24 protein-coding genes are annotated in these 21480 nt (G+C 34.6%); 23 read left to right on the forward strand and 1 reads right to left on the reverse strand.

The window, feature by feature from the left end:
* The first annotated feature begins 6 nt into the window (after positions 1 to 6).
* The 23 genes from KO172_RS02920 (at position 7) to KO172_RS03030 (ending at position 20835) form a co-directional block, all read left to right on the forward strand.
* Positions 7 to 708, forward strand: coding sequence for an energy-coupling factor transporter transmembrane component T (locus tag KO172_RS02920; RefSeq protein ID WP_009529547.1), 702 nt, complete (start codon positions 7 to 9; stop codon positions 706 to 708).
* Positions 701 to 2095: an ATP-binding cassette domain-containing protein gene (locus KO172_RS02925; protein ID WP_215492057.1), complete on the forward strand. Its 1395-nt coding sequence runs from the start codon at positions 701 to 703 to the stop codon at positions 2093 to 2095. Before KO172_RS02920 ends, KO172_RS02925 begins: the two co-directional genes overlap by 8 nt.
* 24 nt (positions 2096 to 2119) lie before the next feature.
* Positions 2120 to 3475 carry an MATE family efflux transporter gene (locus KO172_RS02930; RefSeq protein WP_215492058.1) on the forward strand — a complete coding sequence of 452 codons (1356 nt, stop codon included), beginning with the start codon at positions 2120 to 2122 and terminating at the stop codon, positions 3473 to 3475.
* Between the two features lie 285 nt (positions 3476 to 3760).
* Entirely contained in the window at positions 3761 to 4045 is a 285-nt protein-coding gene (locus KO172_RS02935; RefSeq protein WP_445080627.1) for a hypothetical protein, read from the forward strand.
* Positions 4046 to 4393: 348 nt separating this feature from the next.
* Positions 4394 to 5167, forward strand: a complete 774-nt coding sequence (locus tag KO172_RS02940) for a hypothetical protein (protein WP_445080628.1) — start codon at positions 4394 to 4396, stop codon at positions 5165 to 5167.
* 115 nt (positions 5168 to 5282) lie between these two features.
* The gene (locus tag KO172_RS02945; RefSeq protein WP_215492059.1) at positions 5283 to 5699 is read left to right on the forward strand and encodes a hypothetical protein; all 417 of its coding nucleotides are present in this window, start codon (positions 5283 to 5285) and stop codon (positions 5697 to 5699) included.
* A 2-nt stretch (positions 5700 to 5701) separates the two neighbouring features.
* On the forward strand, positions 5702 to 5905 hold the full coding sequence (locus KO172_RS02950) for a helix-turn-helix transcriptional regulator (protein WP_008750788.1): 204 nt from the start codon (positions 5702 to 5704) through the stop codon (positions 5903 to 5905).
* 156 nt (positions 5906 to 6061) lie between these two features.
* On the forward strand, positions 6062 to 6175 hold the full coding sequence (locus KO172_RS02955; protein ID WP_081689748.1) for a transposon-encoded TnpW family protein: 114 nt from the start codon (positions 6062 to 6064) through the stop codon (positions 6173 to 6175).
* Between the two features lie 200 nt (positions 6176 to 6375).
* Entirely contained in the window at positions 6376 to 7398 is a 1023-nt protein-coding gene (locus KO172_RS02960) for a PTS sugar transporter subunit IIC (RefSeq protein WP_215492060.1), read from the forward strand.
* Between the two features lie 135 nt (positions 7399 to 7533).
* Complete coding sequence (locus KO172_RS02965; RefSeq protein WP_215492061.1) at positions 7534 to 9012, forward strand: C69 family dipeptidase; 1479 nt, start codon at positions 7534 to 7536, stop codon at positions 9010 to 9012.
* Between the two features lie 279 nt (positions 9013 to 9291).
* Positions 9292 to 9564, forward strand: a complete 273-nt coding sequence (locus tag KO172_RS02970; protein ID WP_215492062.1) for a type II toxin-antitoxin system RelB/DinJ family antitoxin — start codon at positions 9292 to 9294, stop codon at positions 9562 to 9564.
* Entirely contained in the window at positions 9561 to 9839 is a 279-nt protein-coding gene (locus KO172_RS02975; RefSeq protein WP_215492063.1) for a type II toxin-antitoxin system YafQ family toxin, read from the forward strand. Before KO172_RS02970 ends, KO172_RS02975 begins: the two co-directional genes overlap by 4 nt.
* Before the next feature lie 149 nt (positions 9840 to 9988).
* Complete coding sequence (locus KO172_RS02980) at positions 9989 to 10282, forward strand: hypothetical protein (protein WP_215492064.1); 294 nt, start codon at positions 9989 to 9991, stop codon at positions 10280 to 10282.
* Between the two features lie 93 nt (positions 10283 to 10375).
* A complete protein-coding gene (locus KO172_RS02985) occupies positions 10376 to 11482 on the forward strand; it encodes a metal ABC transporter substrate-binding protein (protein WP_215492065.1) in 1107 nt (368 codons plus the stop codon).
* Positions 11482 to 12141: a metal ABC transporter ATP-binding protein gene (locus tag KO172_RS02990; protein ID WP_215492066.1), complete on the forward strand. Its 660-nt coding sequence runs from the start codon at positions 11482 to 11484 to the stop codon at positions 12139 to 12141. Before KO172_RS02985 ends, KO172_RS02990 begins: the two co-directional genes overlap by 1 nt.
* Positions 12125 to 12967, forward strand: a complete 843-nt coding sequence (locus KO172_RS02995; RefSeq protein WP_215492067.1) for a metal ABC transporter permease — start codon at positions 12125 to 12127, stop codon at positions 12965 to 12967. The genes KO172_RS02990 and KO172_RS02995 overlap by 17 nt, the downstream gene beginning before the upstream one ends.
* The gene (locus KO172_RS03000; protein WP_215492068.1) at positions 12960 to 13583 is read left to right on the forward strand and encodes a hypothetical protein; all 624 of its coding nucleotides are present in this window, start codon (positions 12960 to 12962) and stop codon (positions 13581 to 13583) included. The genes KO172_RS02995 and KO172_RS03000 overlap by 8 nt, the downstream gene beginning before the upstream one ends.
* A gap of 307 nt (positions 13584 to 13890) precedes the next feature.
* The gene (locus tag KO172_RS03005; RefSeq protein ID WP_215492069.1) at positions 13891 to 14505 is read left to right on the forward strand and encodes a TetR/AcrR family transcriptional regulator; all 615 of its coding nucleotides are present in this window, start codon (positions 13891 to 13893) and stop codon (positions 14503 to 14505) included.
* Between the two features lie 107 nt (positions 14506 to 14612).
* The gene (locus KO172_RS03010) at positions 14613 to 16382 is read left to right on the forward strand and encodes an ABC transporter ATP-binding protein (RefSeq protein WP_215492070.1); all 1770 of its coding nucleotides are present in this window, start codon (positions 14613 to 14615) and stop codon (positions 16380 to 16382) included.
* A complete protein-coding gene (locus KO172_RS03015) occupies positions 16379 to 18103 on the forward strand; it encodes an ABC transporter ATP-binding protein (RefSeq protein WP_215492071.1) in 1725 nt (574 codons plus the stop codon). Before KO172_RS03010 ends, KO172_RS03015 begins: the two co-directional genes overlap by 4 nt.
* A gap of 25 nt (positions 18104 to 18128) precedes the next feature.
* Positions 18129 to 18719: an MptD family putative ECF transporter S component gene (locus tag KO172_RS03020; protein ID WP_215492072.1), complete on the forward strand. Its 591-nt coding sequence runs from the start codon at positions 18129 to 18131 to the stop codon at positions 18717 to 18719.
* Positions 18719 to 19447, forward strand: coding sequence for an energy-coupling factor transporter transmembrane component T (locus tag KO172_RS03025; RefSeq protein WP_215492073.1), 729 nt, complete (start codon positions 18719 to 18721; stop codon positions 19445 to 19447). Before KO172_RS03020 ends, KO172_RS03025 begins: the two co-directional genes overlap by 1 nt.
* Entirely contained in the window at positions 19444 to 20835 is a 1392-nt protein-coding gene (locus KO172_RS03030) for an ABC transporter ATP-binding protein (protein WP_215492074.1), read from the forward strand. Before KO172_RS03025 ends, KO172_RS03030 begins: the two co-directional genes overlap by 4 nt.
* A gap of 35 nt (positions 20836 to 20870) precedes the next feature.
* Here KO172_RS03030 and KO172_RS03035 read toward each other — a convergent pair whose 3' ends face one another.
* Positions 20871 to 21347 carry a nitrous oxide-stimulated promoter family protein gene (locus KO172_RS03035; protein ID WP_215492075.1) on the reverse strand — a complete coding sequence of 159 codons (477 nt, stop codon included), beginning with the start codon at positions 21345 to 21347 and terminating at the stop codon, positions 20871 to 20873.
* Positions 21348 to 21480: the final 133 nt, after the last annotated feature.

Below are 21480 nucleotides of genomic sequence, written 5' to 3' on the forward strand. Positions count from 1 at the left end.
GTTAGGATGATAATCAAACTTGATTTTCGTACAAAACTTTTTATGACGATAGTTCTTTCATATGTGATGGTATTAGGCAATATTCAAACAAAGTATTTCGTGCAAGCCATTTTAATATCCACAATTCCGATAATACTTTTAATTAACGCAAAATATATAAGAGTAGCTATTATTGGAGTGGCTACTCTTTTGTTTGTTTATGCTGCTGATAAATTTCTGATAGGGCTTAATTACAATCCTGTGGTTGCAATTTTATTGATAATAGTGATGGTTATTAAAAAAATTCTCCCCGCATTTTTGATGGGGAGATATACCATACTTACATCAAATGTTGGAGAAAGCATTTACTCATTAAAAAAAATGAAATGTCCTGATGAAATAGCCATTCCCTTGACGGTAATGGTACGTTTCTTTTATGCTGCAAGGATTGATTATAGTAATATAAAAAAAGCTATGCGTTTGAGAGGATTGACGCTTAAAAGGTTAATAAAGAGTCCAATTTTATTATTTGAATATAGATTAGTGCCATTATTGATGTGCTTATCAAAGGCAGCAGATGATTTGACGGTATCAGCTATGACGAAAGGGTTGGCTGTAAATCAAAAGAGAACAAGTATTAGTGAAACATATATGGGACTTGTTGACTTTATGTTTTTCTTAATAATGGCATGGATAATCTATCTATATATAAGGGGAAAATATGCTTGAATTACAAAATTTAACAGTGGGTTTTGACGGTGAAAGCATATTGAAAAATATAAATATGATTTTCAAACCCGGTGAAGTAACCGTCATTACAGGACATTCAGGAACAGGAAAAAGTAGCTTGCTAAAAGTTATCAATGGAATCATTCCGGAATACAATAATGCAGAATTAGAAGGAGATATTGTATTTAACGGAAAATCATTGTTTGGCTTGACAATATTGGAACGATCTAAATTTATATCTACAGTGTTTCAAAATCCTAAAACACAATTTTATTGTATCAATTCAACCGATGAACTGGCTTTTCAGTTGGAAAATAGAAACATAGACAAAGATTTGATTTTAGATAAAATTCAGTATTATTCAGCGGTTTTAGGTACAAAGGAATTATTAGATAGGAATATCTTTGAACTATCTGGAGGCGAAAAGCAATTGATTGCAGTAACAGCTTGTGGGATTTCTGAAAATGAAATTATCTTGTTGGATGAACCCTCATCTTCCTTAGATCAGGTTGCAATAGAGCATTTACAGAATGCCATTATGGAACTGAAAAAAAGAAAGAAAATTATCATCATTGTGGAGCATAGATTGTTTTATCTGAAAGATATGCTTGATAAATTGTGTGTGATAGAAAATGGAACTTATAAAGAATACACAAAAGAGCAGTTTTGTGATGATTTCTTTGAACAGGTTTCTGAAAAACACAATCTAAGGAGTTTTAATGCGATTTCTAAAAACAATTTTTTAAGCAGGAAATATAAGCAAGTAGAAGTGTTAAAGAAAAATTCTTCAGATCTTGATTGTAAAGCATTGTCTTGTTTGAATTTCAAAAAAAAATATGAAAGAAAGGAAATCTTTGACTTCAGTATTGCCTTTGAATCCGGTATCAATTTCATCATTGGTCAAAATGGTGTTGGGAAAAGCACTTTTATCAATTTGCTGATGGGGCTGACAAGAGGAACAGGAGAGGTGTTTTATAAGGGAGAAAAACTAAAAAAACGATATGAAAATATTTTTGCAGTCATGCAAGATGTTAATTATCAACTTTTCACAGAATCTGTATGGCAAGAACTTGGAACAGTTACGAAACAGGATGATTTGAAAAATGAAGCCTTAAGAAAGGTACATTTATTTAATAAAAAAGAAATGCACCCAAGTTCGTTATCAGGTGGAGAAAAACAGAGATTGTTACTTGCTATGTCTATGGTAAGCCAAAAACCAATCATAATATTTGATGAACCAACGAGTGGACTTTGCAAAATGCAAATGGATATTTTGATTGAATTTTTGAATCAAATGGTATCACAAGGGAAAACTATTATTATAATCACACACGATTATGAATTTATAGATAGATGTAACGGAAAAGTATATGAGTTTGTGAAATAAATATAGGTAAAGGAGAATGATACGATGAAAGAAGATATGAAAACACAACTATTAACAAAAAGTCCTAAAGAACTGTTATTTAAGTTGGCAATTCCTGGAATAATCGGGATGATTGTCATAGGATTGTATCCATTTATGGATGGTGTGTTTGCGGGATGGATTATTGGAGACTATGCAATGTCTGCTATTAGTATATCCATGTCCTTAACAATAATAAATGGTGGAGTATCAGCACTTATTGGAGTTGGTAGTGCATCAATATTATCAAGGGCGATTGGAAAGGGAGATAAAGAAACAACTGACAAGATATTTGGAAATTTTTGTTATTGGGTAATTTTATTCTCTATAGTTATCACAATATTAGGTTTGATATTTGCACCTAATTTTTTGGATTTAGTAGGAGCAAAGGGGAATATTAAAGAACTTGGAGTCAGATATTTAAGAGTAGTTTTTTTTGGCTCCATATTTGTTAATTTTGCTCAAGCCGGAAATATGACAATGCGTGGTGAAGGTGCATTAAAGCAATCTATGATTATTATGGGGGTAGGAGCAATATTAAACATTATTTTAGATCCTATTTTCATGAAGTTGATGGGAGAATATGCGATTGAAGGGGCAGCTATTGCAACTGTAATCTCTCAAATTGTGCAAGCTATATTAACCTTCCGCTATTTTTCAAAGAAAAGTGCTTTTGTGGGGATTCATAAAATCCAAAAGAGTAAGGATATTTCCAGTGAAATGTTTAGCATAGGAAGTTCTGCAATGATGATGCAAATTTTATTTGCAGTACAGCAAACATTTTTGTTTAAGCAAGCCTTTGCGTATGGAGGAGATGATTGGGGAATTTTGATGTCTGCTACAATGCGATTATATATGTTTTCCTTTATTCCACTGTGGGGTATGAGTCAAGGTTTACAGCCTGTTATTGGGGCAAATTTCGGAGCAAAGCAATATAAAAGAGTAAAAGATACAATGAAGGTTTTTATGTACGGAGCAACTATTCTTGCAGCTCTTTCATGGATACCATCGATGTTTTATTCAGAAAAATTACTATCACTATTCAGTGTAAGAAGTGAAATCATAGAAGCTGGTGTTATGAATTTCAAGATGTTTTATTCTACATTCATCTTATATGGAATTATGATTATGACACTCACATTTTTCCAATCCATAGGAGATGGGAAAAAAGCAGGTATGATTGTAATGCTTAGACAGTTAGTTTTATTTATTCCTGCAATATTACTATTTCCAAAGGCATTTGGAGCGTCAGCAGTTTGGTGGACAGAACCTATCGTAGATTTTAGTATGATTATGTTGGGACTGTTTTTAATGCTTAATGGACTTAGGAAAATGGGAAAACAACAAATTACAAAAAGTTAGGTAGCTCAAAAGACAAAAGAAAAAATGAGAAAGGTTTGATGTATGAACATTATTTAACTATAAGGGATGGGTGATTAAGATGAAAAAATCTTTATATACAAAAGAAATAAATAATAAAAATTTCTATTTGCCTTATAGTTGTCTATTCTCTCAAACAATTAAATACATCTAAAGAAAAGGTAAACTCTTTTCAATTCGGAGGACTATTTACGCCAAAGTGTAGAAGTCCTCCTTTTTTTATTCTCAAAAAGCAAAAACAGAGAGCAGAAAAAGGAGGATAGCACAATGAATAAAAAAGAATATCACATCTATGTTAGAGGGAAAGCTGTACCTGTAAGTGAAGAAGTCTACAAAGCCTATTGGAAGATAACAGAGCATGAAAAATATCTTCAGAGAAAAGATTGGAAGTATGACGTGATTCCATTTTCAGCACTGGATAACGATGGACACTTTGTAGACAATATCATAGATGAAAGAATAGACTTAGAAAAAATTGTAGAGGTCAAAATGCAAATTGAAGAATTAAACAAGGCATTAGCTACACTCACAAAAAAGAAAGAGAGCTTATAGAAGCCATTTTCTACAAAGAAGAAAGTCTAAGATCGATTGGCAAAAAAGAAAAAGTAAGCTATCAAGCAATCGGAAAAAGGAGGGATAAGATTTTAGAAAAACTAAGAAAACTTTTAGAAGATAAATTCTAAAAAATGCTGAAAGGTTAAGTATCAAAGAATGGTGCTTAGCCTTTCTTTGTTTGGAACACAACAATATTGAAATGGAGGAATGAAAAATGAAAGAGTTAGAAAATGTAATGAGCCAGTTGGAAAAAGAAACTAAGAAAAAAGAACAGACGGAAAACAAAATTAAGCAACTAAGACAAAAGAACTCCCGCAAATTCATTTAGGCACAAGCAGTTATCAGATGGAGAAAAAAGGCATAGCCACCGATAGAGGAAATATCAACCGAGAAATAAAACATCAAAACAAAATACTAAAAGAAATTGCAAGACGAATAAAAGCCTTAATGAGATGGATAAGGAGTTTAACGAAAGATAAAAATAATGATATTTCAAAAGATAAACAGGACGATATGGCTATACAATCCACTACCCTACCAAAACAAAATGATTTAACAGATATGCTCTCTCATTTCATAAAAGAAAACTCAGATAACCACAATGCAGACTTAGAAAAATATATTGAAAGCTATCAATTCCTTAAAGAAAAAAATATTACATCAATACCAGAATTGAAAGAATGTATATCAGCATTAAGAGATAAGAACTACAAGACTACAAGAGCTATCAAAGATACCGAAAAGAAAACCAATGACAAAGTAGAGCTTATCGACCAAGCAGAAAAATATTTGAAACATAAAGACACCTACAAAGCTTATACCAAGATAAAGAAAAGCAAGCAAGAAGATTTTTATAATAAGCATACGGCAGAGCTTATTCTATTTGAAAGTGCAAGGAAACATCTCAAAGAGCATTTAGGGGAAAGTAAAACCTTAAATATATCCAAATGGAAATCGGAACTTACCACTTTGAAGAAAGATAAAAAGAGCCTATATAGTCAAATATTAGAAATACTAGAAGAAGTTAAACAGGCAGAAAAAGTTAAGACCTGTATAGAGCGATTACAGGAACAAGAGAAGCGACCATCACAGGTAAAGAACAATGAGTTAGGTCTGTAAAAATAAAAGTGAAATATTTATAACTTTGCTATTGACATTAAAATTATTATGTGATATATTTATAACATCGAGTTAGAAATATATCACTTGAAATTATATGTAAGGAGAATTTGAAATGAAAAACAAAGTATCTATACGAGAAGTTGTTGCAACAAAAATTATTATTGCAATTTTAATTGCAGGGTATTATTGGTTGTGGAGTAGAAGCGACTATCAGCCTGAATATCGACAATTTTCAAGCTATTGGGGTTTTCTTTTATTTTTGATACTGATAGTACATTATTTTAGAGTAAGAAAATATAAGAAAGAATACTTTGATGAATTGGCAGAAAAAAATCTACTCAGATGTGATGCGATATGCTTGAAAGTTTTTTGTCTTTTGATGGTGATTATAGCATATTTAGGAGGAATTTTAGGCCATGTAAACGCAATTTCAACAGCAATTATGGGATGGCTTATTATCGGAAGCGTAATTGCAATTACAATACTTCGTACGATTATATTTTTAATTATGGATTCTAAAGGGGTATAATTATGGCATTTATAACGAAAGTGAAAGAATATCGAGAAAAGGCAAAATATAAGCAATCTGAACTTGCTGAAATGGTAAATGCCAGAAGAGAAACTATTGTACATCTTGAAAATGGGAAATATAATCCATCATTAAAATTAGCCATGGATATTGCAAAAGTATTTAATGTTAGTGTAGAAGATTTATTTGAATTTACAGATGATTGAGATACACAATTTAATTTAAGAAAATATAATATGCAATTCTCAGAACAGTAAATCAAAAAAGATTTACTGTTTTTTTTCTTTGTCAAAAATGGAAAGGAGAACTTATGGAAGAAGAAAAAAAGGAAAATACAAGCACCACCCAATAAACAGTTAATAATGGATATTGGAAAAACAAAATATACTGTAAACCTACATTTTAAGCAAGATACAGGCGAAACATACAAGGATAAAATACTAAAGCTAATCAAGAGAGAAACGGAGAAGATATAAATTTATCAAAGAAATTTTGTTTATGTCCTTGACAAATCTTCCCAAAGGGATTGCTTTAACAAGAAAGTTAAAACATTCACATAGAACTAACAAAGATAAAATTAAATATTAATAAGTTTTCAAAATCGTGAAAAAATGGCAAAAAATCCCTTCACATAAAAATTATTAGTGCTATAATATCAAAAAAGGAGATTGATGAAATGAAAATAAAAGAATTTTTACACAAGAAGAACGTACTTATCTCATACAAGGTCTACCTTATTGACGTACTTGGCAACATGGCGATGGGTCTGTTCGCATCGCTACTTATCGGCACTATACTTAACACAATCGGCACTCACACAGGATTAAAATTTCTCTCTGAGGAGCTTTGGCCGCTTTGCAAAAACATGACTGGCCCAGCCATCGCCGCAGCGATAGGAGTTGCGCTAAAGGCACCGAACCTTGTCATGCTCTCATCGCTTGCAGTAGGCTACATCGGTAACGAACTCGGTGGACCTGTTGGCTGCCTTATCGCCTCAGTCGTTGCAATCGAGCTCGGTAAACTCATCTCGAAGGAGACTATGATTGACATCATCGCAACACCGCTTACAGTCATACTATCGGGCTTCGCGATCGCAAAATTCGTCGGCCCTTCCATCAATATGATGATGGTGGGACTAGGTGATATCATTATCGAAGCGACTAAGCTAAGACCATTCTTCATGGGGATAATAGTCTCCTTAATCGTTGGAATGGTTTTGACGCTCCCAATATCGTCTGCGGCTCTTTGCATGATGCTTGGACTAAGTGACCTCGCTGCAGGCGCTGCGACTGCTGGCTGCTGCGCGCAAATGGTGGGCTTTGCGGTGATCAGCTTCAAGGTGAACAGCTTCGACGGCCTTCTTGCTCAAGGACTTGGCACTAGTATGTTGCAAATACCAAACATAGTGAAGAATTGGAAGATATGGCTTGCACCAAGCTTAGCGTCCATGGTGACTGGACCTATCGCAACTTGTGTATTTCAATTAAAAAATACTCCGCTAGGAGCTGGAATGGGAACTTCAGGATTAGTCGGAATTTTAGAAACCTTTAATGCAATGCAAGGGGAAGATATGACCATGACAATGATTGGCGCTCTATTGACATATATTATTTTACCAGCAGTGTTGTCACTACTATTCCATAATTTATTTAAAAAATTGGGATGGGTGAAGAACGAAGACCTATTACTTTCGCGTTAATTTATAATTCTATTCCGATTAGACATTTTTCAAAGCTATACTATAAAATGTGTAGTCTTTTTTGTTATAATGGGTAAAAATCCTGTGTAAGATTTAATATTATTAAAGCAAAAGAAAAGAAAGAGAGGTAATTATATGGCATGTACAACAATCCTAGTCGGTAAAAATGCGAGCTACGACGGCTCAACTATAGTCGCAAGAAATGAGGACTCACCATCTGGCATCTTCTGCGCAAAGAGATTTGCAGTGATGAAGGCAAAGGATCAACCTCGCAAATACAAAGCAGTGATTTCAAAGGTTGAGATCGATTTACCAGATGACCCTATGGACTACACTTACTCTCCAAGCTCTGACACAAGTGAGGGCATTTGGGGTGCTTATGGTGTAAACGCAGCAAACGTTACTATGAACGCGACTGAAACTCTTACAACAAACGAGCTTGTTATGGGAGCTGACCCATTGGTAGAGTATCACAAGGACAAAGACGGTACTGAACACTTCGGTGGTATCGGTGAAGAAGACCTTGTTACTATTACACTTCCATACATCAAAAGTGCTAAGGACGGTGTAAGAAGACTTGGAGCTCTTCTTGAAAAGTACGGTACTTACGAAATGAACGGTATCGCTTTCCAAGACGAAAACGAAATTTGGTGGCTTGAAACTATTGGCGGACACAACTGGATGGCAAAGAGAGTGCCTGACAACGCTTACGTTATCATGCCAAACCAACTAGGCATAGACGAGTTCGACTTTGACGACGCTTATGGCGCAGAAGAAAACTACATGTGCTCAAAATCATTGAAAGACTTAGTTAAAAAAGCACATCTAGATAAGAGAATGAGTGAAGAAGAGGTATTTAACCCAAGAGATGCCTTCGGTTCACACGACGACTCAGACCACACATACAACACACCAAGAGCTTGGGTTCTACTTCGTTACTTCAATCCAAAGACATACTTCTGGGATGGAATGGACGCAGACCTAAGACCAACAGATGACGATCTACCATGGGCAATGGTACCTGAAAAGAAGATTACCATAGAAGAAGTTAAATGGGCACTTTCAAACCATTATCAAGGTACACCATACGACTGCTACGCAAAGCACAAAGACGAAATGAAATCAGGTATCTTTAGACCTATAGGTATAAACAGAAACAACGTTTTAGGCTTAACACAAGTTAGAGGCTACATGCCAGACGACTTGAAAGCACTTCACTGGCTAGCACTTGGCTCTAACGTATTCAACGCGATAGTTCCATTCTACACAAAGGTTTCTAAGACTCCAGACTATGTTGGCAAGGCAGTTACAAAGCCATCGACAGACAACTTCTACTGGATCAACAGAATCATAGGTGCCCTTGCAGACGCACACTTTGCAGAAAACGCATCCAATGTTGAACGCTACCAAATCAAGATCAATAATAAGATGAACGAACTAATCAACAAGTTCGACGAAGAATACGCAAACGCAAAGGATAAAGAAGCCTTCTTCGAAAAAGCAAACCAAGAAATATCCGACTTCGTAGAAAAAGAAACATTGGATTACTTGGATAAGGTATTGTTTACTTCTTCGTGCTTGATGAAGAATGGTTTCTCGCGTAGCGACGCATAAAATTTCTTGTTAAAATGAGCCCTTTCGCTAGTTTCGAATTTTTACTCACTGCGACGTATTATTCATACGACTCATTCGTAAAAATTCTGTACAACGCGAAATCATCTCATTTTTCCGGCGAAATTTACTCGTAGTACAAGAGCGACAAAATAAATAAATTCTTATATAAACAAGAAAACTGTGGGACTCATCTCTCACAGTTTTTTCATGCCACAATAATGACAATGTATTGACAAAGTCCTTATAAAGTGCTAGAATTATCTTAAGGATGGTGATATTATGAGTAACACTAACTTAAATGTAAGACTTGATAAAGACATAAAAAAGGCAGCTGAAGATATATATGCCGAACTTGGTTTAAATATGTCGACAGCCATAAATATGTTTTTAAGAGCTAGCATTAGAAAGGGCGGCATACCCTTTGACGTAAGATTAGACGTGCCAAATAAAGAGACACTAGAGGCAATTGAAGAAGGCGAAAGGATAGCTTATGACAGTTCGGTGCCTTCTTATGATAATACTGAAGACCTTAGAAGAGCTTTAGAAGTATGAAGTACAAAATAAAGTTTACTTCGAAATTCAAAAAAGATATTAAACTTTTTAAAGGACAAGAAAGAAGGCTTGATAAAGTTTTTGAAGTCATCGATAAGCTAGCTAAGGGAGAAAGATTAGAAGCAAAATATAAAGATCATCCTTTGTTGGGTGACTATATTGGTACAAGAGAGTGTCATATAGAAGCTGATTTACTGCTGATATATCAAAAGAAGAAAGATGTATTAGTACTGAACATTTTACGTTTAGGTTCACATTCAAAATTATTTGTATAAAAGATTGGTCGGATTGCTCCGGCCATTTTTTTTATGTTCAAATTACATATGTACGCATCAACATATATATTTTAATCCATACAAGCGTTGAAATCTTGACATCTTATCGGCCTTGCTATATAATAAGCCGTGTAATAAAGGAGGCTTATATGTCAAAGCGTGTCAAAGTTTTAATCGCAATACTATGCATCATCTTAGCCCTAATGTCGCTACTAAGCTTTTTCGTTGCGTCCATGAGCGCCTTCCACATATGTAGACGCAGCTCCTGCCCTATATGCCGCTTTATGGATATGGTATCAGACATGCAAAAGTCACTAAACCTTAGAAGCAAGGCAGTGCTACTAATATTATTAGTCTTGGTATATATAAAGAGCCTTACAAGTATAACGAGAGTCTCTTCATCAAAGACGCCCGTCGAGCTTATGGTAAGGATGAACGATTAGAAGATTTATAATAAGAAAATAAGAGAGTAAATAGTAGAATATACAAAATATACAAAATACAAAAAATATAATTAATATATAAAGGAGAATAAAATGAGTAAAAAAATAAATATCTTTTTAGCGTGCTTACTAGCTTTAGTTTTGCTATCAGCTTGTAATTCAAACAAGGCACCCGAAAAGACAGAGGCACCTCAAGCTGAGTCAATCCCAGCAAGTGAAGCAGACAGTATACAAAAGGACGGCGCTATCAAGGTCGTTACAAACATCTTCCCAGCATATGATTGGGTAAAGAACATCGCAGAAGGTACTGACGTAGAGGTAGTAAACCTTACTGACAAGGGTGTGAGCCTTCACAACTACGAACCATCAGCTTCTGACATCGAAGAGATTGCTAATTCAAACCTTTTCTTATATGTTGGCGGCGAATCTGATGAGTGGGCTCCAGATGCAGCTAAACAAGCAAAAAATGCAAAAGTTCTTAACATGCTTGAAATCTTAGGAGACAGTGTTAAGGAAGAGGAAGTTAAAGAAGGTATGGAACACGACCACGACCATGAACATGAAGATGCTGATCACGATCACGACCACGACCATGACCACGATCATGAACATGAAGATGCTGATCACGACCACGACCACGACCATGACCACGATCATGAACATGAAGAAGTAGAATATGATGAACACGTATGGCTATCATTAAAGAATGCAAAGACTATATCTAGAGCGATAGCTGATGCACTAGCTGAAATTGATCCAAAGAACGCAGACAAGTTTGATAAAAACTACGAAGTATACGCAGCAAAGCTTGATGCACTTGAAGCAGATTTTGAAGAAGCAAGAAAGACTGCAAAGGTTGACACTATCTTAGTTGCGGATCGCTTCCCGTTCCGCTACTTAGTAAATGACCTTGACCTTGACTACTACGCTGCCTTCGTTGGCTGCTCAGCAGAATCAGAAGCAAGCTTTGAAACTATCAGCTTCTTAGCACAAAAACTTGACGAGCTTGGCTTAAAGCACATCATCAAGCTAATGGGCTCAGACGGCAAGATAGCTGACACTGTAAAGAACTCTTCAAAGGCTAAAGATCAAGACATACTTGAGATGACATCTATGGAAAATGTAGGCTCAAAGGACGGCAAGAGCTACCTTGAATACATGCAAATGAACTTAGATGCTTTGAAGAAGGCACTAAATTAATGAAATTAACACTTAAGAACTTAGGATTTGGCTACAATGGTCAAGTCCTAAGTGACTTTATAAACCTAGAAGTAGATGACAAGGACTACATCGTCATCATGGGCGACAACGGTTCAGGTAAGTCCACACTTGTGAAGACCATCTTGGGTTTAAACAAGAAGATCTCAGGAGATATAATACTGGAAGGCATCACAAAGGACGAGATTGCCTACCTACCGCAGCTTATCTCCATAGCAGAGGACTTTCCAACTACAATCTTCGAGCTAGTCTTATCAGGCTTTAAGATTAAGAAGAGGTTCTTCTACACTAAAGAAGAAAAGAAGAGAGCCCTTGACTCTTTAGAGAAGTTCGGCATCTTAGATTTAAAAGACAGGCGCTTTTCATCACTATCAGGTGGACAAAGGCAGAGAGTTTTGCTTGCAAGAAGCTTCGTAGAAGACAAGAAGCTCCTTATACTAGATGAGCCGCTTGCAGGTCTAGATCCAGATGCGCAAGAGAGCTTGTACACAATGCTTAATGAGCTTAACAAGAGCGCAGCCATCATCATGGTGTCGCACGACATAGGCAGAGCAAGAGGCTTTGCCAAGAAGGTCATCAAGCTTGAAAACCATCATATAAAAGTGGAGAAAGGAGATGCTACACATGGACTTAGTGAATAAATTCATCTTCTACCTAGGCTACCCCTTCGTGCGCTACGCACTAGTATGCGCCTCACTCATAGCACTTGCATCAGCCTTCTTAGGCGTGATACTCGTTTTGAAGCGCTACTCTTACATCGCAAACTCACTTTCAAACGTAGCCTTCGCATCCCTATCGATAGCGACAGCCATCGGCTTCACACAAAAGCTTGCTTTAGCACTACCACTAACCATATTCTTCGCACTAATACTACTTCAAGGCAACAATTCCAAGAAAATTATCTCTGACGCAGCCATCGCCATGGTCTCAGTATCGGCACTGGCAACAGGCTACCTTGTTATGAACGTCTTTAGAGTCGGCCCCAACGTCTCAGTCGACGTGTGCACAACACTTTTTGGCTCAACATCCATACTAACACTTACAAAGTTTGACGTCATCACATCCATCGCCTTGTCAATACTCGTGATACTTTTCTTCATCTACTACTACAAAGAAATCTACATCACAGTCTTCGACGAGGACCTTGCGAGTGCGTCAGGCATCAAAGTTGAAAGGCTAAACACAGTCTTGTCTATGGTAGTCGCAGTTGTGATCACACTTGCAATCAGACTTGTGGGTTCGCTTTTAGTCGCAGCACTCATAGTCTTTCCAGCAGTTTCGGCGATGAAAGTCTTTCACTCATTTAGAAAGATCGCCATCGGATCGGCAGTTATATCGCTCATCTCGGCACTAGGCGGCGCAGTCTTTGCGATACTTGCCTCGACACCAGTCGGCTCGACCATAGTCGTGATGAATCTCGTAATATTTTTAATCATGTCAGTAATTGGAGGTATGAAACGTGGATAAAACAAGAAAGAGAATTTTGACCATAGTCGGAATCTTGATTTTAGTCTTGATGCTGTTCTCCTTTACGAGCAAAAAAGTAATTTATCGCTACATGCCAAACAGCGTTGCTAACCAAACCATCAAGAAGATGAAAGAGGCTTCCAAAGGGATGACGACTGATGAGAAGAAAGTAGAGCTGGATGAGAATGAGATGGCTAAGGAAGAAGCAGTGGATAATGATGAGAGCAAAGCAAAGGACGAAGATGCTTCTAGCGAAGAGGGCGAAGAAAGAGGGTACGATTACGACCTAACAGGCAACGACGCAGACATGAACTACGTCATAGTCGCAATGATCGCTGAAGATCCAAAGAGCTTCGAAGGCATCAAGATCAAACTTAGAGGACTTGCCATAGACCTTGAGACAACAGACACATCCGGCATGGATCACTACGTCGTTATCAACGATAGACAGGCGTGCTGCCAACAAGGTCTGCAATATATATTGAAAGACAAAAATCAAAAATACCCTAAAGAGCAAGAGATGATTACAGTGGAAGGGGAACTAACAGTGTTTAATAGCGAAGAGATTCCGTTTCCATTGGCTGTGATTAAAAACGCTCGCCTTATTTCACGCTAAAACAAGCCCTTTGACTAGTTTCGAATTCTTTTGTCGCTGCGACGTATCTTCATACGACTCGCTCCAAAAAATTCTGCACAACGTCAAATCATCTTGTTTTCTCTGCGAACTAAGTGTATTGATGAATATAAAAAATCTTTGTAAATATAAAGTTTAATATAATAATAAATAATGGCGAGATCACTCTCGCCATTTTTAATTAACTTAAGCAAATTTTTAATTAGTAGCAATAAAGTACTTGACAAAATAGTTAGCAAATGATAACATATATAAAAAGAACGAGTGTCGGTCAATTGGTGGTGAAAAATTGTCAAATAGAATTACAAAGAATCCTGATGAAAGAAGAAAAGAGCTTATAACTATTGCTTCTAAGCTTTTTGAAAAGTATGGGTATGAGAAAGTTTCTGTTAGAGATATTCTCGCAGAAGTTAATGGAGCGCCAGGAATGTTTTATTACTATTTTAAATCGAAAGAAGATATTTTCTTGGCTTGTATGGAAACGTATTTTGAAGAAAAACTAAAAAATAAGTTGGATATACTTCAAAATAAGGAAATGGATTACGAAGAAAGAATAAAAATTTTAAGAGAACTCATAGTAAAAGATATCAGTCAATTTACAACAAGATATAATTTTTCAAAAGAGAATTCAATTACTGATAACTCTTACAGGCTATGGGAATTGATTCATTACATTGGAAAATTTATAGATGTCTATTCAGAGTTTATAATTGAAGGAATTGAAAATAAAAAAATAGAAAATAATATGGGAATAAATAGAGAAAATGTGAGAAGTTTTGCAGCTTTTATTTTATACGGAGCTGTTGGAACAATATATAACGACTATATTATTAATGGAGAAAACAAAACAAATTCAAGTGAAGCCTTTGGAATAATAAGCGAACTATTTCAAAGATCTCATTAGAGAAAAATAAAATATAAGTATTATACAAGGGAAACATCAATGGTGTTTTCCTTGTATTAGTTTTAAGGCAAATGAACGAACTCGTTCGGTAAGGAGGCAAGTTTTAGATGAAAAAGAAGAAATCAATCAAAGATATTATTTCCTACAGTGAAATAAAAAAAGGACAACTTGTAGGAGGAATATTATTTGTTAGTCTTGGGATGCTATTAAGTATTTGTCCAATTTTGGTGATATACAAAGTCATAAAATCTCTATTTTTATATGGGAAATTAGAACAAAGTACAATGCAGTTTTGTATCTATGGACTTGCAGCAGTGGTATTGGCATATTGCTTGACTTACATAGGTAGTATTTTATGTCATAAGTTTTCATATGTTTTAATAGCTAACTTAAAAAAGAAGATATTATTTCATATTGGGAATCTTCCTTTAGGATTTTTTACCGGAGACAACAAGTCAAAAATAAGGCAAGTATTGGGATCGGATATGAATCAAATTGAGGGATATTTTTCTCATCAATTACCAAATTTAATTTCAACTTTAGTACTAATTTTAGCAATGATAATTGTTATGTTGAAGATAAATTTAATATTAGGTCTTACGACTTTGTTAATTATATTTGTTGGTTTAGGAATTCAGATTGCAATCATGGCAAAGATTATAAAGTCGGGTGGACTTGAGAAGAACTTTGCGATTTTAGATCAAATTAATTCAGCAACTACTGAATACGTTAAAGGTATGCCGGAAGTGAAAATATTTGGAACGGGAATAAAATCATTTAAAACTTTTTCAAAGTCAGTAGGAGAATATAGAGACTTTACAAGTTCGATGACATCAATGATAAGACCGGGATTTGTTTCATTTAGAATGTTTATTTTATCTGTTGCTACATTCATAGTTCCAGTAGGAATACTTTTAATGTCACGAAATAATAACTTGGATTTCACTACAGTCTTTATTTTCTATTTGATTCTTGCACCTGCCATTAGCGTACCTGCATTAAAACTTAGAGATTTTGCAGAAGGAATGAATTTACTAAATGAAGTTGTTTTGAGAATCTACGAAATTATAGATCAAAAAGAATTGACAATTGAAAATAGCAAGGAAGAGATAAAAGGTCATGATCTTGAATTTAATAATGTAAGCTTTTCTTATGGAAATGAAGAGGTTTTAAAGAATATAAGCTTCTGTGCTAAACAAGGAGAAGTTACAGCATTGGTTGGCTATTCGGGAGCAGGCAAATCTACCATTGGAACGCTAATACCCAGATTTTACGATCCTTCAGAAGGCTCTATTAAAATTGGTGGAGTTAATATAAAAAATATTCCGATGAACGCCTTAATGGAGAGGATAGCATTCGTTTTTCAAGACAGTGATCTTATCACAGATACAGTCTTCAATAATGTTGCTATGGCAAAGACAGGTTCTACAAAAGAGGATGTCATAAAAGCATGTAAAAAAGCAAGATGTCATGATTTCATTGAAAAACTTCCTGATGGGTATGATACTGTTTTGGGTAAAGGAACTTATTTATCTGGCGGAGAGAAACAACGTATTGCAGTAGCAAGAGCAATTTTAAAGGATGCACCTATATTAGTATTAGACGAGGCAACAAGTTTTGCTGATTCTGAAAATGAATATCTTATGCAGGAAGCTTTGTCTGAATTGGTTAAAGATAAGACAGTCATCATGATTGCTCACAGGTTAAATACCATAGAATATGCAAATCAAATTTTAGTAATATCTGATGGAAAAATTGCAGAAAGAGGTAAGCATGAAGATTTAATCCTTGCAGATGGAATATATAAGCGACTCTTTGATATTTATAAGAAGACAAATATTTGGCAAATGGATATAGAAGGGAGTGAGAATGAATGATAAGAAATATTACATTAGGAAAGATGAATAATATAAGAAAATCAATTATTTTAAATGTTTTGGCATCTATTTCCAACCTTATACCATTTATTGCTTTGGCGAAAGTTGTAGAAACACTATTTTTAAATAGAGGAGCAGATAATATAGATACGAGACTTTTATGGAAGTATTTTGGGATAATGGCAGTATTTTTCTTAATAACATTCTTATTGGAAAATTTAGCCACAAAATATACCTATGAACTTGGATACAAGACAAGTGCAGATGGAAGAATAGAGCTTGCAGACCACATAAGAAAACTGCCAATAGGTTATATTTCAGGGAAAAGTTCAGCAGAGATCTTAGATACATTAATGAATGATTTTTTCAAAGTTGAAACGGCAGTAACTCATCAATTACCTCAATTTTTCAGTGGTATATGTGTAGCGGTTCTTTGCTCAATATTATTTTTGATGATTAATGTAAAAATGGGAATAGCAACTCTTATAGGACTACCTATTTCTGTTCTACTTCTCACGCTCATGCAAAACTTTCAGAAACAAATTTATTTAAAAACAAAGAAAATGAGGATAAAAGAGGAAGAAGATATAAACGAATATTTGGATGCTATTAAGACTCTAAAAGCTTATAACAGCTTAGATGATACATTAACAAAGCTTGAAGAAGATATAGATAACTCAAGAAATGCAAATATTAAGAGTGAGAAAGGAGTTGGTTCATTAACTACTATAGCAAGTATGATTTTAAGAATAGGACTTCCTTTGATGAGTTTAGCGGGTTCCTATTTGTTTATAAATGGATCTTTGGAAATTGATACATTTTTAATGTTCTTATTTGTAGGCACAAGGATTTTTGATCCATTAGAGCTTGCACTTGTAAATTATACAGGTTTACAAATGGCATCAGTTTCAGGAGAGAGAATCATTAACTTACTTAACGCTAAACCTATGTCAGGAAATTCCGATGTAAACGAAAGCAACAAAATTGAAATCTGTGATGTTTCATTTTCTTATAAGGAATCTAAGGTTATCGATAATGTTTCATTAGACATTAATGAAAATGAATTAACCGCCTTTGTTGGTTACTCTGGCTCTGGAAAATCTACACTAATTAAATTAATTTCCAGATTTTATGATCCTAATGAAGGGACAATTAAAATTGGTGGAGTAGATTTGCTAACAGCCGACCCTGATAAATTAATGGATAAATTTTCTGTTGTTTTTCAAGATGTATATCTTTTTAAAGACACAATTTATAACAATATAAAATTTGGAAATGAAGATGCAAGTAAAGATGAAATCATGAATGCTGCAAAAATGGCAGGAGCTTATGACTTTATAGTCAAAAAAGATGATGGATTTGGCACTATGATTGGACAAGGAGGAGCGACTCTGTCTGGAGGCGAGAAACAAAGAATATCAATAGCGAGAGCAATATTAAAAAATGCACCAATAATACTACTTGATGAAGCAACATCTTCACTTGATCCTGAAAATGAACTTATTATACAAGAAGCCATATCAAATTTAATTAAAAATAAAACAGTTGTGGTTGTAGCTCATAAACTAAGGAGCGTAATGGGAGCTGATAAAATTGTTGTTTTAAACAAAGGAAATGTAGAGGAAGTTGGGAAGCATGAAGAACTTATTAAAAATGAAGGACTATATAAAGACTTATGGAATTATCAAGAAAAGTCTAAAGAATGGAAGATTGTACAGTAACAATCAATTTTAAAGGAGGAAACTTATGAAAACACAAAAGAAATCATCAAAAAACGCAGTTACAGCCGGTGTTTTAATTGCACTTTACTTTGTAACATATGCAGTAATTGGGGCAATATCTATGCCAGTCCCTGTTTTATTTTTACTAATGCCTATGCTTGTAGCACTACTTGCTGCACCAACCTATCATATGATTCTTGCAAAAACAAAGTCAGCTACTGCTATTGTAATCGCAGCTATCTTACCAAGTATTTTATTAGTTGCAACTGGGCATATTCCAATTGCACCATTAGTGGCAGTGCCTGCCGGAATAATTGCCATGTTCATAGCAAAAGGTGGGAATTATACAGACTTTAAGAAAAATACAATTAGTCATATGTTTTTTTCTCTAAACTTATTTGGAGGATTCTTACCAATTTGGGTTATGAGAGAAGCATTTTTTGAAAGTGTAATAAAAGGTGGCTTAGATCAAAGCTTTTGTAACACAGTAAGGGCATGGACACCAATATGGATGTTACCAGTTATGATTATAGGAACATTTATATTCTCTTTGATTGGTTCTTATTTTACAAAGAAAATACTAAATAAAAAGTTGGAATCCGCAGGAGTTTTATAATGGAAAATTCAAAGTTTGTTCTGGGGTCAAAATATGACCTCAGAACAAAACTTATCTTGCTTATAGGTGCAAATATTTTAATTTTTTTAGGGTTTGATTGGATCTATCAAAGCCTTATTACATTATTTTTCCTTGTCATTATTATTAGCGATGGTTATAAAAAATCCGCTATAAGGTATATTTTATTTTTTGTAATAAGTGTAGTATTGGAAAAATCTTTAGCCTATTTTAGTATGAATTTTCTTTTGAATTTAATTTTATTTATCTTGGCAATTGGAAGAAAATTTCTGCCATGTATTATCGTGGGTAAATGGATTTTAAATTCAACATCTGTTTCCAGTGCAGTGGCAACTTTACAAAAATTAAAACTTTCAAAAGACTCGCTCATAATGATTTCTGTAATATTTAGATGTTTGCCTACTATTAAAGACGAATGGAGTCATATAAATATGGCGATGAAAACTCGAGGAATTAATTTTAACTTAATCAATTTAACAAGAAGACCAACATTAATTATGGAATATTTTTTTGTGCCATTGTTCGTAAGTGTGATAGAACTTGGGGATGAGCTCTCTCAATCAGCCATTATAAGGGGACTCGATGCTCCTGTTAACAAAACAAGTAGACACCTAATTAAGTTTAGAAAAAATGATATTGGTGTTCTAATTCTTATGATTTTAATTTTATCAATAGTAATATTTATGAAAGTATCAGGGTGGGACTTATGATCGAAATTAGAGAATTAAGTTTTAAGTATAAGGGAGGATCTGATTACTCATTAAAAGATATAAATTTGAAAATCAAAAAAGGGGAATGCATTCTTCTGTGTGGTAGGAGTGGTTGCGGAAAGTCGACTCTATTAAAGCTTATGAACGGCATAATACCTGAGTTTTATGATGGGGACATTTCCGGCAGTGTTATGGTCAATGGTATGAATACATTTACTACACCAATTTATAAATTATCTAAGAATGTAGGCTCGGTTTTTCAAAATCCTAAAACACAGTTTTATACAATCAATACAACCGATGAAATTGCTTTTGGTTTAGAAAATTACGGAATAGAAAGAGAAGTAATTAACAAAAGGATTGAAGAAGTTGAAAAAGAGCTTCATCTTGAAAAGTTGATGAATAAAAATATATTCAATCTTTCTGGAGGAGAAAAGCAGAAGATTGCTATAGCAAGCATTTATGCATTAAACCCTGAGATATTTATTCTTGATGAACCGTCTTCAAGCTTAGACATAAAGTCAATGAAAGAACTATCTCTTACAATAAAAAAGCTTAAATCTTTAGGAAAAACTATTATTATTGCAGAACACAGGTTGTGGTATTTAAAAGACATTGTTGATAGAGCAATATACTTAGAGGATGGAAAAATCATCAGAGAATATAGTATGGACGAAATTGAAAATCTAAGTGAAGATGAACGAATGAGAACTGGACTTAGGCATTCTGATTATAAAGCTATTGAAAGATTTGATGATTTTGAAACTTCAAATAAAGGGACTTTATTAGAGTTAAAAAATCTAATATTCAAAAGAAATACCAAAATAATTTTGTCCATTGAGGATCTTAAATTTTGCTATGGGAATATTATTGGAATTGTTGGAGAAAATGGAATTGGGAAGTCTACGTTAGCAAAAATTATATGTGGCTTATACAAAGAAAATAAAGGTAAAATTTTAAAAGATGATGATAATTTAAATATAAAAAGTAGGCTAAATGAGAGCCTGCTTATTATGCAGGAAGTGAACTGCCAGTTATTTACAGACAGTGTTAAAGATGAAATAGTATTAACATCAAATACTAAAGATAATAATGCTTTAGATACTTGGTTAAAAGATATGGAGTTAAAAAATATCAGTGATAGGAATCCTCACACCTTGTCAGGAGGACAAAAACAGAGAGTGATTATCTTATCAGCTTTACTATCAGACAAGAAAATTCTATTTTTCGATGAACCAACCAGTGGATTGGACTATAGAAATATGAAAATAGTAGCTAAAAACATAAAGAAAGTAAAGGAAGAAGATAAGTTGATTTTAATAATATCCCATGACGTTGAGTTTTTAGAGTCAGTTTGTGACAGAATTTTAAATTTTAAAAGCATATAAAAATTGGCGAGATCACTCTCGCCATTTTCATGTCATTATTCACTTGTTTCTATATATTTTTTTATTGTCTTCTTTGCTATCAAGAGATTAATTACGAATTTAAGCCCTATCAATGGATGCTTCATCATGATCTTTCTGCCGGCGTACTTCATTATCGGCTCTATCTGTTCCAGATCGCTTGCCTTGTAGCAAGTAGTCGGACACTGGTGGCAGAAGGTTTTGTAGAAGGAGTGCGGACAGCGCTCTATGTGCCTAAAGGCCTTCATAACAAGCTCGTAGTACTCATCGTTAATTTTGTACTTCCACATACGCGGCCTAGATGAGATAAACTCGTCTATCTCGCCATCGAAGCAGTATTTATTGATGGGCTTTTTGCTGCGTGCAACTTTGTCCTCGCAGTAGATGGCCGTCATCAATAGAAAGACCTTCTTTTCGAATAGCTTTTTTGCAGCTTCCTCATCCTTGCCGATGGGGATTTTATTTTTTAATATAGGAAATGTTTTTGTTTTCATTTTTCACTTCTTTATATATTATTTTTATAAACTTCAGCCGTTCATTTTGCGATGAAAATCGATAGATAAGGCGAAGCATAACGAGTGACCGACCGACATCGTACTAATGGGTACGTTGAGGGAGGAAGCGAGC

The organism is Fenollaria sporofastidiosus (genome assembly GCF_943169635.2).
GTDB classification, from domain to species: domain Bacteria; phylum Bacillota; class Clostridia; order Tissierellales; family Peptoniphilaceae; genus Fenollaria; species Fenollaria sporofastidiosus.